The organism is Alcanivorax sp. (assembly GCF_040118815.1).
Taxonomy (GTDB): domain Bacteria; phylum Pseudomonadota; class Gammaproteobacteria; order Pseudomonadales; family Alcanivoracaceae; genus Alcanivorax.
Genome location: NZ_JBEDTC010000001.1, coordinates 433909 through 446412, shown reverse-complemented (window position 1 = coordinate 446412; position 12504 = coordinate 433909). Strand labels below are relative to the sequence as shown.

At 57.7% G+C, this 12504-nt stretch carries 10 protein-coding genes and 2 pseudogenes; 1 reads left to right on the top strand and 11 read right to left on the bottom strand.

From position 1 onward, the window contains the following. Nucleotides 1-6: 6 nt before the first annotated feature. The 5 genes and pseudogenes from ABNH18_RS02065 to ABNH18_RS02045 form a co-directional block, all read right to left on the bottom strand. The gene (locus ABNH18_RS02065; protein WP_349381217.1) at nucleotides 7-1989 is read right to left on the bottom strand and encodes an FAD-dependent oxidoreductase; all 1983 of its coding nucleotides are present in this window, start codon (nucleotides 1987-1989) and stop codon (nucleotides 7-9) included. Between the two features lie 45 nt (nucleotides 1990-2034). Further along, nucleotides 2035-3213 (bottom strand): alginate export family protein, encoded by a 1179-nt coding sequence (locus ABNH18_RS02060; RefSeq protein ID WP_349381216.1) that lies wholly within the window; start codon nucleotides 3211-3213, stop codon nucleotides 2035-2037. 127 nt (nucleotides 3214-3340) lie between these two features. Beyond that, nucleotides 3341-4180 (bottom strand): ABC transporter ATP-binding protein, encoded by an 840-nt coding sequence (locus ABNH18_RS02055; RefSeq protein WP_349381215.1) that lies wholly within the window; start codon nucleotides 4178-4180, stop codon nucleotides 3341-3343. Nucleotides 4181-4203: 23 nt separating this feature from the next. After that, a pseudogene (locus ABNH18_RS02050) lies at nucleotides 4204-4419 on the bottom strand (ABC transporter permease); the annotation flags it as partial. Further along, a pseudogene (locus ABNH18_RS02045) lies at nucleotides 4400-4627 on the bottom strand (ABC transporter substrate-binding protein); the annotation flags it as partial. The pseudogenes ABNH18_RS02050 and ABNH18_RS02045, both read right to left, overlap by 20 nt. 615 nt (nucleotides 4628-5242) lie before the next feature. Between ABNH18_RS02045 and ABNH18_RS02040 the strand changes: the two are divergent. After that, the gene (locus ABNH18_RS02040; RefSeq protein ID WP_349381214.1) at nucleotides 5243-6397 is read left to right on the top strand and encodes a YbfB/YjiJ family MFS transporter; all 1155 of its coding nucleotides are present in this window, start codon (nucleotides 5243-5245) and stop codon (nucleotides 6395-6397) included. Between the two features lie 101 nt (nucleotides 6398-6498). Here the strand turns inward: ABNH18_RS02040 and ABNH18_RS02035 are convergent, their stop codons facing one another. The 6 genes from ABNH18_RS02035 to oadA form a co-directional block, all read right to left on the bottom strand. Beyond that, on the bottom strand, nucleotides 6499-6786 hold the full coding sequence (locus ABNH18_RS02035) for a hypothetical protein (protein ID WP_349381213.1): 288 nt from the start codon (nucleotides 6784-6786) through the stop codon (nucleotides 6499-6501). 95 nt (nucleotides 6787-6881) lie between these two features. Further along, a complete protein-coding gene (locus tag ABNH18_RS02030; protein WP_349381212.1) occupies nucleotides 6882-7337 on the bottom strand; it encodes a hypothetical protein in 456 nt (151 codons plus the stop codon). 75 nt (nucleotides 7338-7412) lie between these two features. Next, the gene (locus ABNH18_RS02025; RefSeq protein ID WP_349381211.1) at nucleotides 7413-7694 is read right to left on the bottom strand and encodes a hypothetical protein; all 282 of its coding nucleotides are present in this window, start codon (nucleotides 7692-7694) and stop codon (nucleotides 7413-7415) included. Between the two features lie 404 nt (nucleotides 7695-8098). Continuing rightward, nucleotides 8099-9097, bottom strand: coding sequence for a DUF5924 family protein (locus tag ABNH18_RS02020; RefSeq protein ID WP_349381210.1), 999 nt, complete (start codon nucleotides 9095-9097; stop codon nucleotides 8099-8101). A gap of 313 nt (nucleotides 9098-9410) precedes the next feature. Then, the gene (locus tag ABNH18_RS02015; RefSeq protein ID WP_349381209.1) at nucleotides 9411-10709 is read right to left on the bottom strand and encodes a sodium ion-translocating decarboxylase subunit beta; all 1299 of its coding nucleotides are present in this window, start codon (nucleotides 10707-10709) and stop codon (nucleotides 9411-9413) included. Then, nucleotides 10702-12501 carry a sodium-extruding oxaloacetate decarboxylase subunit alpha gene (oadA, locus tag ABNH18_RS02010; protein ID WP_349381208.1) on the bottom strand — a complete coding sequence of 600 codons (1800 nt, stop codon included), beginning with the start codon at nucleotides 12499-12501 and terminating at the stop codon, nucleotides 10702-10704. Before oadA ends, ABNH18_RS02015 begins: the two co-directional genes overlap by 8 nt. Nucleotides 12502-12504 lie beyond the last annotated feature (3 nt).

Genomic DNA, 12504 nt, shown 5'->3' with positions numbered 1-12504 from the left:
ATTCCCCTAGAAGTAGTACGCAGACAGGATGTGAAACACCAGCAGCGCAGGTAGCGGCCAGCACACCAGAATATGCAACCAGGTACTGCCCTGACGCAGCCGCCCCATGGCCGGAACCGAGCCCTGCAACCGGGTCAACAGGGCTGCCGTAATCCCCACTATTCCCACGCCCAGAAAGCTCAGCATCAGCCAGCGATTCAGGTTGTCCCCCAGGGAAAAACCGGTGTGCCCGTAAAGCAGCGCCAGCGCCATCGCCCCGAGTGCGGCATGGGCAATACGCCACCCGCTGAATCCCCCCATCGGCAAACCGGGAAAGCGCTTTTTCAATGACATCAGCAGTAAAAGCAGTGAAGCGATCAGCACCGCATAGCCACTCCACTGTCGCCATAGAGGGTTGCGGGAAACCTGCTCGAAGAACCCCATTTCCAATACCGAGGTGGCCGGCATCGGTGGCGGAAGCCATAACGCGACCCCCAGGAAAACAGCAGACAGGGCGGCAATAATGGCCAGGCTTCGACCGCCGGGCACACTCCGTTTGGCAGCGCCCTGCCCGCCACAAAGGCTGTCCAGAAGCGGCTCGCAACCGCCACAGACAGTGGCAGCTCCACTCGCCTGCTTCAGATCCGTCACCGCGGTGACGCCGCGATCCAGATATTCCTGTAACTGCCCCCGGGTCAGGCCACGGCATTGGCACACCACCGTCGCAGTCGGCCACTGCCCCACGGATTGGTCGTTGCTGTCACCCGGATTTCCCGTCAGTACAAAGCGGCCGACCTGCCAGGGCCACAGGCGCTTGCCATCGCGGATGCGATTGAGCACCTGTTGACGTTCCGGCCAGGGCCCCACCGATACCGTGCCGACCACCCGCCCGGTACGCACCATCAGCGCGCGATAGATGCCCTTTTCACGGTCGCGATAAACCAGAGTGCGATGCACCAGGCCACGCTCTTCATCACTGAACAGGCCGGCACTGAAGACTTCCAGCGACAGCACCTTGAGCCAGGTGCTGTCCGCCACCGGCATGTAGCTGACCGCTTCCCCGGCCAGATTGGCCGCTGCCACCCGAGCCTGTTGCAGGGCCGGCATAACCAACCCGCATACCCGATCCTGAAACTGGGCACATTCCCCCACGGCATAGATGTAGGGGTTGGATGTCTGCATGCTGGCATTAACACGAATGCCACTCGCCACAGTGATACCCGCCCGGCGGGCCAGCGCGGTGCGCGGGGCAATGCCGGTGGCAAACACCACGGTGTCACAGGGCAACACCTGGTCGTCCGCCAGACGCACGCCTTCAACCCGTTCACGCCCTTTCACGCTTTTCACGCGGGCATGCAGACGCACATCCACACCCGCCCGGGCAAGGCTGTCGGCCACCATGTCGGCGGCCTCTGAATCCAGTTGCCGGTTCATCAACCGGTCAGCGTGCTGGATCAGGGTAACCTTGGTACCAAAGCGGCACAGACTATGGGCAGCCTCGATACCAAGCAGGCCACCACCAATCACCACGGTATGGGTGCTGCGTAGACGGCGTGCCATCAGTGCTTGGGCATCGTCCATATCACGGAAACGCAGCACGCCGGAAAGTTCTGTCCCGGGAATACCGGGAATATGAGCCTCACTCCCCAGCGCCAGCACCAGCCGGCTGTAGGGGTGGCGTTGCCCAAGGCTGTCTTCAACCCAGCGCCGTGCCGGATTGATTGCAATAATGGCCCGCCCCACCAGATGCTCCACATCCGCATCCAGTTCGGCGGGCAAGTTGGTCAGATCATCAAAACCGGTGGAGCCGGACAGAAAGGTGGATAGTTTGACGCGATCATAGGGCGCCCAGTCTTCCTCGCCGAACAGCTTGACCGGCGTGGTAAGGCCGCGACGTCGCAGCTCTACCAGACACTGCATTCCCGCCGGGCCGTTACCGACAATGATTAACGGCCGCTCCGCTTCGCTTTGCGGTATCTCGCTGTCAGGAAAAAACTGTCGTGCTTCCACCTTTCACCTCCGTAACGGTTTTGATGAAGGTTGCTGACGTCGAGCTCAGAGTTTCAGTTCGGCCCAGGCCCACAGTTTCTGTGTATCGGTGCCGAAATCATCGGCGCTGTAGTCGGCATATTTCAGGCCCACCACATAGTGCTTGCCGATGGGCCGTGCCAGCAGCAGGTTGGTTTCCGTACCGTAGTCACTGCTACCTTCTTCGGCCTGGAAATCGTGATACACCGCCGCCATCTTGAAGCCCGCCAGTTTGGTACCGACGCTGACAAAGCTGTCTTTCAGGCCGTCCGCCGGTGTGGCCAGGAACTGGTCCGCCCACCCGTTGAAGGCATGCTTGGTCGCCAACGGTGTCTGGAAAGCCACCATGCCGTCATCTGAACCAAGCACTTCCTGTGCCACTTTTACCGTTACTCCGGCCACCTCTGCGCCCAGCTCGGCAAAGTAATAGTCGGTATCACCGGCTTCCACTTCCTGCTGAGCCCCTTCCAGCGTGAGCAACAGCTTTACCGCATCCAGATCGAAAGCACCGGCATAACGCACACCGTAGGTATCGTTCTGCGAGTCGGTTACGTTATCGGTTTCCAGCAAGTAGGCGTACGCGGTTAGCGAGCCACCCGGCATGCCCGCCCAGCTGGCATTGAAAAGATTGTTGGTCACATTGGCATCAAACCCCGGCGTAATGCCGTTCACCTGGGTCAGATGGGCCGCAGAGACACTGAAATCACTGATGCCGTAATCGATCCGCGCACCATCAAAGGTCTGTTCATCCTGGCGCCAGCCCACGTTGCCGACGAAGCGAGCGTTGTCGTAAATGATGCGCTGGCGACCATAGGTGGCCACCAGGCCGTCGAGGGCATCGCTACCGGTATAACGGACTGCGGCGCGGTTCAGCTCGGTGACTTCCGGATCGGCGATCACCGGGTAACCCGTCATGTGCGGCGCAAAGTTATCGACTTTTCCAACAATGCGGGTGTCTTCAAACTCCCCCATCACATCAAAACCGTGCAGCGTACCGCTCTGGTAGCCCAGCCGGGTGCGCAGGGTGAGTGCCTGGGCATCTTCTGCGGCGCCGTCGCTATCCACTTCCTCATGGCGCAAGCGCAGGTTCAGCAGCGGCTTGCCTTCTTTCAACGCAGTGATAAACGCATCGTCTTCGGCGTGAACCGCCCCCGAAAAGCCAAGCGTGGAAAGGATAACGCCGGCAGCAATGGCAGAATATTTCATGGTCATTTCCTCGATGTAACGTCTCAAAATAAAAAACAGTGATGTGCTGAAATCAGGCACACCTTCCCCCTGCCCGCTTTTCCGTGTGCGAAAAAAGCAGGCGAATCAAATCAGTCATAAACGGTTATCAGGCCCGTTTTCGCACGGCGCCAGACTCAGCGTCAGTACGCTTGGGCAGCGGCTCCACCTTGCGCTGTTTCTCGTACAGGAATTGCAGCACCTGCTGACGACAACGGACGAAGGTGGGGTCGTCCGCCAGGGCCAGGCGATCCCGTGGACGCGGCACCTTCACATCCAGAATCTCGCCGATGGTGGCGGACGGCCCATTGGTCATCATCACAATGCGGTCGGACAACAACACCGCCTCGTCCACATCGTGGGTAATCATGATCACCGTAGTACCCAGTTGGGCATGGATCTCCATCAGGGAATCCTGCAGATGAGCCCGGGTCAGCGCGTCGAGAGCACCGAAAGGCTCGTCCATCAGCAGCACCTGGGGCTGCATGGCCAGGGCCCGGGCAATGCCCACGCGCTGCTTCATGCCACCGGAAATTTCATCCGGTTTTTTGTGCATGGCGTGCGCCATGTGCACCAGCTCCAGGTTATGCTCCACCCAGTCACGAATTTCCGCTTTGCTTTTGGTCTTCTTGAAGACCTGTTTGACCGCCAGCTCCACATTTTCGAACGAGGTCAGCCAGGGCAGCAGCGAATGGTTCTGGAACACCACGGCCCGTTCCGGGCCGGGTTCAGTGACTTCGTGCTTGTCCAGAATCACGCCACCATCGGTGGCTTGAAGCAGGCCCGCGACAATGTTGAGCACGGTGGATTTGCCGCAACCGGAGTGACCGATCAGAGAGACGAATTCGCCGGACTCAATTTTCAGATTCACATCCTTCAGCGCTTCGAACTGGCCTTTTGGCGTATCGAATTTCATGCCGACATTGGAGAGTTCCAGTAATGCTTTCATGTTTTTTCTCCTCACCTGATGGCTTAACGCTGTACCGAAGATTTGTCCCACACCAGAGCGCGCTGCAGCATGAGCATCAGGCGATCCAGCAGGAAGCCGATCAGGCCAATCACGATCACCGCCACCATGATCCGGCCCAAAGACTGGGAGCTGCCGTTCTGGAATTCATCCCAGACGAATTTCCCCAGCCCCGGGTTCTGCGCCAGCATCTCGGCGGCGATAAGCACCATCCAGCTGACCGTCGATGACCCGGTCCAGCAGGACTTTCCAGTTGGCCTGGGCTTCCAGGGTCACAAACAGGCCTTCTTCCTCGAAGTAGCCTTTCTCGTAAGCGATGGCCAGCGGAGCCATATCGGTGAGTTTGATAAAACCGAACTTGAGATCCGCCTTCTCCGGCCAGCCCAGCGCATCATCCGCCACGGAGGTAGCCGACAGGCCCAACGTCATCGCGGCCAACACGCCACAAAATGTTTTTTTGAAACCGTTCATCATCCTTCCCTCGTCTGCCCGTTTTTTTTCAGGCATAAAAAAAGCGCTCAAAGCCCCCCGCCTTCGTTGGCCGGGTCCTCTGAGCGCCTTTGCTCGAATCTGCTCGTGGCCGCCGTTGGCCACGAAGATGGTTGTCTGCACAGCATTGCCACTGTGCTTACCCTGTCATAACGCAAATGCTGTGCCAGTTTTTAAATGTCTTGGTTTTCATCGACTTAACGGTAAAGCTAACCACCACCCCAATTTCCCGCGCCCGTTTATTGCCCAGCCAGCACCGTTGTGAGTCAGCCCCGGCTCACCAAAATGCATCACCTCTTTGTTGCAACAGCGGTTTGCGCCCACAAACACCGCGCTTTGCCCCGCCCTGGTAAAAAAACCACGCACTGCCTGGGAGCCTTTGCGACCAAAGCCGCATTTATCACTGGGGTGAATAATGAACATCATTCGAATGATGAAGCCGAAAACGCCACGGCCTGTTAGGCTGCGCGCTGGATTATCGGAGAGACCCGGCACATCGCCCTATATTGGTTTTCCCGACTTCGCCTTCCCATTTGATTGCCTGCGAGACACTGCGTGACGACCACCGAAAGAGATCACCTGCTCACTGCGATAGCCGGCGCCTTCAGTCTGGTTATTGCCTTGGGCATTGGCCGCTTCCTGTTCACCCCGGCCCTGCCCGACATGATTGCCGAGACAATGCTCACCGCTGTCAGTGGCGGTTACCTGGCGGCTATCAACTATGGGGGCTACCTGGCCGGTGCCATGCTCGCCATGGCAGTGCCGGCCCACCGGGCACGCACGGCGTTCTGGCTGGCACTGTGGGCAAGCGTAATCACCAGCATCCTTATGGGCCTGAGCACCACCTTCACGCCCTGGGCCATTAACCGGTTTCTCGCGGGTGTGGCCAGCGCCATCATTATGGTCAACGGCTCCGCGCTGGTACTGGGCGCCATGCCCAACCATCTGCGTGCCCGGCTGGGCAATATTCACTATGCCGGCATCGGCCTGGGCATCAGCATCGCCGCCCTCACCGTTGCCTTTATTGAACGCCTGCACGGCAGCTACGCCACCATGTGGCTGGCCTGCGGCGCCCTGGCCCTGATCCTGCTGCCGCTGCTGCGCCGCATCCCCGCCCTGCCCCACGCCAAACACAGCCAGCACGAACGCGCGCCCGTGAACCGCTCGGCCCTGGGCTTTCTGATCGCCAGCTACACCCTGGCCGGTTTTGGCTATATCACCAGCACCACCTACCTGCCGGTGATCGCCAAGGCGCAACTGCCGGGCCTGGACAGCGCCGCCTTCTATACCTGGCTGGCCGTAGGCCTGGCCGCGGTGCCCGCCAACCTGCTGTGGGGCAAGCTCGCCAGCCACACCAGCGAACGCAACGCCCTGATGACCGCGCTGCTGGTGCAAGCAGTAGGCGTCAGCGCCCCCGCCTGGCTACCCGGCCTCACCGGGCTGGTCGTCAGCGGCCTGCTGGTGGGCGGCACCTTTACCGCCGTGGTTGCCCTGAGTATGTACTGCGGCCGCCAGCTCGCCCCCCACGCCGCCAGCGCCGCCCTGGGTGCACTGACGGCATGCTATGGCGTCGGGCAGATACTAGGGCCCGTGGTGACGGCGCGGTTACTGGAAAGTAGCGGCAGTTTTGCGCCCGGGTTGTTGGGGGCAGCGGCGGCGTTGATTGGCGCGGCGGTGTTGTTGGTGCCGTTAGGGAAGGTGCGGTTTTAGGTTTTGAGAAGGTGCGAGCTTATAGGGAAGCTGACTTTAACGTCCGCCATCAGCGCTTGTCGCATGCATGGCATTGTTAGCAGTGTACATGGCTGGCACCTCTATAAATGACCCAAATACGGCAGCACAATAAAAGGAAGAATAACCCCAAAAACCACAGCCAACCCCGTTTGCTTTATGAAGCCTTTCGGCCAACCGATAACCAAAAAAATAATCCACATCCAGGAAACTGAAGCAGACAAAAATCCTTCTGATTTATAAATGCCAGAGACATACATGCCGTAGAATACAATCAACGGCGTCAACTTCAGCATACGCAGAATTTGACGCCCTTCTTCGGCACTCTCTTTCTTGATGGACTCTAAGTGAGATTGTTGCTGGTTCTCCAAATAGACTCTCCGGTTTCACTCGCTAACGCCAATATAATGGGCGCGCGGCTTTTTGCGCGTCCAGCCAGCTTTGCTGGCGATCATTGATATTCTTGTTACAAGGCATCTACTGCTGCCTGTATTTGTTCTTTCCGCAATACTTCGTATTTCCCAAGTACTTCATAAAAAGAAGCCTGCCTAACAAATGGAAATTGAAGATAGTAATGACGAGAGAAGCCGTTGATATGAGTTTTATCTTTACCAAAGATAGCTTGCTCTTCACTCCATTCGTTGTTTTCTCCACGAATTGTCGTTTTATAAACACTTATAGATTGGTCTTTTATATCTAAAATATATGTACCGAACTCGCCTCTAAGAAGCAAATAGCGATTACACTTCGATTGCTCTATACATTTTGAGTGATCAGTATGGCCAATTAAAATTGGTGTATTTTTAAATATATCAAAGTCACCAAAACTGGTCTTAAGCGTAACTCCATAAGCATCACATCCCATTCGAATTTCTCCGAGAGGATTTAATTCAACACCTTCTAATACTGCTTCACGTTTCATGATGGATTATCTTATGCCTTGTAACGCCGCGGACACGCGCTTGTCGCGTGCTCTGCCTTGTTATGAACCACGGATCTACACATAGTGAGAAAGCCAGGCAACTATTCCAGCCAGAATAGCGAGGCCGGTAAGGTCGACGATCAAGCTAGTGGCCCACGGAGCGTCCTCATGGTTTCGTATGTGCTCCTTGGGGAACTTACCGAGCGTAAGAATGCGCCAAACTGGCCAGCCAATCGTCCAGCCGACTACTTCAAATAGTAAATTCCAGCCGATGAACAGCAATGCGCGCAAAACCTTAACGAGGATGCGAATGGCACCCTTAACAAGGCCGTCATCAAATATATCGTCAAAGTCCATTTTCACTCTTCATAACAGCGTATTCAGTCGAACGATTCGACATATCTTTCTTCGACATAATTCTTTTATGAGTTTTGGGGAAAATACTGAAATTCGCTGGGCCGTCAGGCTCTTACAGCGAGGATAAGAACTTTTCTCGTCTGACAAAACTCGAAAAAGCGGCCTATTTTCTGACTTCCACCGATATTCCCCCGTTCAGAAAATCACTCTATATCAACCGTTTAGCTTTTTCTGTAAGCCATATCCTACAAAGCTATCGCGCGTTCTGTTGAGCATGGCAGCACTCAGGGGTAGCGATAACGGGAACGGCTGCTCCCGGTAAGCCGGGAGACCATCGATAAAGCCGATTCGCGGTGGAACCACCGCTCCCACAACGGCGCGAGACAGGCTCAGTCGCTCTGCTATCACGGTTCGATATAAAACCGCATCACACCGATGATCTGGTTATCCCCGGTACGTACTTCTACTCGCCAGCGTCCTTCTGATGGCACAGGAATATGGCGCTTATGGGACCAGGTGCGGAAACCGGATTCACGGCCACCGGAGACCTTCAAGGGAATCCGATCTACCTGTTCGCCATCGTGAAACCAGTAGTGATACACCTCCTGGCCCAGCCCCAGCGGCGCCTTGATAGCCGTGTAGGCATACAGCCCCCCTGCCACTTCATCGGCACTGAACACCTCGCCACTCACCAGCGGCTTGCGCTCGGCGCGATTGAATGACAACGCAACGGCCCGTTCTTGCAGAGACAACGTCAGCGGTGGCACCAGCGGGGCCAGCCAGCGTGGGGACAACGCGATCAGGCACGAGACCAGGATCAGCCCGAGCCAACGAAACCATTTTCGCGGCCCACCAAATCGCCAGAAGCTGGGCAACGCAAACAACGCGGTAAGCCAGCCAGCCCAAGCCAGCGCGGAATCCGTACTCCAGTGAAAGATCAACGGCAACAACACCAACAACGCCACAAACAACGCCCAGGCGTGAAAGCCGAAATACAGCGCCCGGTGCCGGGACAGCCAGAAGTAGACCGGGTCGATGATGCTGATGGCCGCCGCACTGACTACCAGAGTGGTGAAGAAAATATATTCCGCGCCGCCAGACCATTGCAGCAGCACAAACGGCAGGCTGAAAAAGAACGCCTCCTGGTGCACGGCCTGCAACACCAACTTGAGCATGCCCTGGGGTAAGCCATCAAAGCGGGTGCCGATCACCTTGTTCTGCCAAATCCCCTCGGTGAGTAGCAAGAGCCAGCTGAACACCAGCAACCCGGTCAGCACCGCCGCCAGCCAAGGTTGGCGTTCCACCAGGAAATAGCTGCTCAGGCCCAGCGAAAAGCTGATCAGCGCCCAGACATGGCGGATCTGATAAAGCTTTGCAGTGAGGGTTTGTAACGTCAGTGGCAAAAGGCGGCTCCGGCTAAGTGTTGCGTCTTCGACGTACTATAGCCGTGTGGGTTCCCGATGGCAGCAAAGGCCCTCCCGTTTCCAGATGCCCACTTGGCACTTGTAGACGTTCTCTTCCAGGGCACGAACGAAGGCCGCTTTGCACCTTGCCGCCTATTGCGACAACAGAAGAACCGGCAGGATCTCTGACTCTACCGATGATCCGTCGGATCCTTTTCTTCGCGCTTCGCGCGGTTCGCACCTCAAGAGGTGCTCCTACAATGGGATTGGAGAGGAAAGAAGCGCGTGGCGCGGACGCCACGCGGGGGGAAGATCAGCCGGCGAAGTTAAGCAGAACACCGGCGGCCACTGCGGAGCCGATGACGCCGGCCACATTGGGGCCCATGGCGTGCATAAGCAGGAAGTTATGGGGGTTGGCGTCCAGCCCGACCTTGTTGGCCACCCGTGCCGCCATGGGCACGGCGGACACGCCGGCGGCGCCAATGATGGGATTGACCGGATGACGGCTGACGCGGTTGAGCAGCTTGGCCATCAACACGCCGGTGGCGGTGCCAATCATGAACGCCACCAGGCCCAGGGCCAGGATACCCAGGGTTTCCATCACCAAGAATTGGTCGGCGCTGAGTTTCGCGCCCACGGCCAGCCCCAGCATGATGGTGACCACATTGATCAGGGCATTGCTGGTGGTGTCCACCAACCGGTTCACCACCCCGGATTCTTTCATCAGGTTACCCAGGCAGAACATGCCCAGCAGTGGCGCGGCATCGGGTAACACCAGCGCCACCAGAACCAGCAAGAGGATCGGGAACAGGATTTTTTCCACCTGGCTCACCGGGCGCAGTTGTTCCATTTTGATCTGACGTTCTTTTTCCGAGGTCAGCGCCCGAATGATGGGTGGCTGAATAATCGGCACCAGCGCCATGTAGGAATAAGCTGCCACCGCGATGGCGCCGAGCAGATGCGGGGCCAGCTTAGTGGTGACATAGATGGAAGTGGGACCGTCTGCGCCGCCGATAATGCCAATGGCTGCCGCATCGGACAGAGAAAACTCCATGCCCAGGAAATTCAGTGCCAGCGCCCCGAGCAGGGCGGCGAAGATGCCGAATTGCGCGGCTGCGCCCAGTAACAGGGTGCGCGGATTGGCCAGCAACGGACCAAAATCCGTCATGGCGCCCACGCCCATGAAAATCAGCAGCGGGAAGATCCCCGTGGTCAGGCCAACGGTATAAATAAGATAGAGAATCCCGTCGCCATAGTTGGCGTTGCCCGCCAGATAATGCAGCTGGTCTTGCACTGCTGGGCCTGCCGCCTGAGCGGCCGTATAAAGCGCCTCACGCCCTGCCCCTGCATCCATGCCCAACACTTGGGCCATGGAAGCCAGCAGCTCTGTAGAGCCAAAATGCAGCGCCTGACTAATGGCCGATTCCGCCAAGCCAGCCATGGGAATGTTGGCCAGCAGGCCACCAAAGCCGATGGGCAGCAACAACAGTGGCTCGAATTTCTTGTGAATCGCCAGCCACAACAGGCCCAGGCAGACCAACAGCATGACCAGCTGGCCGCCACTCATGTGAAACAGCCCGGTGCTGTGCCAGAGGGTTTGCAGCTTATCCATTGGCGGGCTCCACGCTGAGCAGGGTTTGCCCCACGGTCACGGCATCGCCTTCTTTTACTGCGATCTCCGTCACTACGCCAGCAGCGGTGCTGGACACATCGGTTTCCATCTTCATGGCTTCCAGCACCATGATTTTCTGGCCTTCGCTAACCCGGTCGCCGGGCTTCACCAATACCTGAAAAATATTGCCCGCCAACGGCGCGGGAATCGGCACGCTGTTGGCCGGGTTACCCGAAGACGGTGCTGACGATGTGGCAGCAGAGGTGTCGCCCACAGCGCGCAGGTCGGTGACATCACCGCCTTCGTTAACCTTCACGGTGTACTGCTGGCCATCCACTTCAACGGTATAAACCCCTTCTGACTGGGTTTCGCCGCTGCCGGTGTTTTTACCTTCGCCCGGTGCCGCTTCAAACGCCGTGGCATCGCCCCGGTGTTCCAGAAACCGTTGTCCGATTTGCGGGAACAACGCATAGGTGAGCACGTCATCGGTTAACCGATCCCCTTCCGCCAGTGCCATGCCCTTGTCCTTTGCCAGAGCCAGCACTTCATCACGTAGGCTGTCCATTTCGTTGTCGAGCAAATCCCCCGGGCGACAGGTAACCGGCTCATCACCGTCCAGAGCCCGTTTCTGTAACTCGGCATTGTAGGGTGCGGGGGCAGCGCCGTATTCGCCTCGCAGAATGCCGCGGGTTTCCTTGCTGAGCACTTTATAGCGTTCACCGGACAGCACGTTCAACACCGCCTGGGTGCCAACAATTTGCGAGGTGGGCGTTACCAGAGGAATAAAACCGAGATCTTCACGGACGCCGGGGATTTCCTGCAGCACTTCATCAAAACGGTCTGCCGCGCCTTGCTCTTTCAGCTGGCTTTCCATGTTGGTGAGCATGCCGCCGGGCACCTGCGCCACCAGGATGCGTGCGTCCACGCCGCGCAGGCTGCCCTCGAAGGCGGCGTATTTTTTGCGCACCTCACGAAAATAACCGGCGATGTGGTTAAGCTTTTTAATGTCCAACCCGGTATCCCGGTCCGTGCCTTCCAGCATGGCAACCACCGATTCCGTAGGGCTGTGGCCGTAGGTCATCGACATGGACGAAATAGCGGTGTCCACGTTGTCGATGCCCGCTTCTGCCGCTTTCAACGCGGTAGCGGTGGACAGGCCCGTTGTGGCATGGGACTGCATGTGCACAGGAATACTCAGGGACGCTTTAAGGCGCGTCACCAGCTCGAACGCCACACCAGGACGCAACAAGCCAGCCATGTCTTTAATGGCAACAGAATGGGCGCCCATCTGTTCGATCACTTTGCCCTGCTCCACCCACATGTCCATGGTGTGCACCGGGCTGACCGTGTACGCAATGGTGCCCTGGGCATGCTTGCCCTGTTTCACCACGGCGGCGATGGCCCGCTCAATGTTGCGCATGTCATTCATGGCATCGAAAACTCGAAACACATCCACGCCGTTTTCGGCTGCACGTTCCACAAAAGCGTCCACTACGTCATCCGCGTAATGGCGATAGCCCAGCAGGTTTTGCCCACGCAGCAACATTTGCTGCGGTGTTTTCGGCATGGCTTGCTTCAATTCACGGATGCGTTGCCACGGGTCTTCCCCCAGGTAGCGGATGCAGGCGTCAAAGGTGGCGCCGCCCCATGATTCCAGCGACCAGAAGCCAATATCATCAAGCGCTGCCGCAATCGGCAACATGTCATCCAGACGCATGCGGGTGGCAAACAGGGACTGGTGGGCGTCGCGCAGCACCACATCGGTAATGCCCAACGGTTTCAGGTCACTCATGGG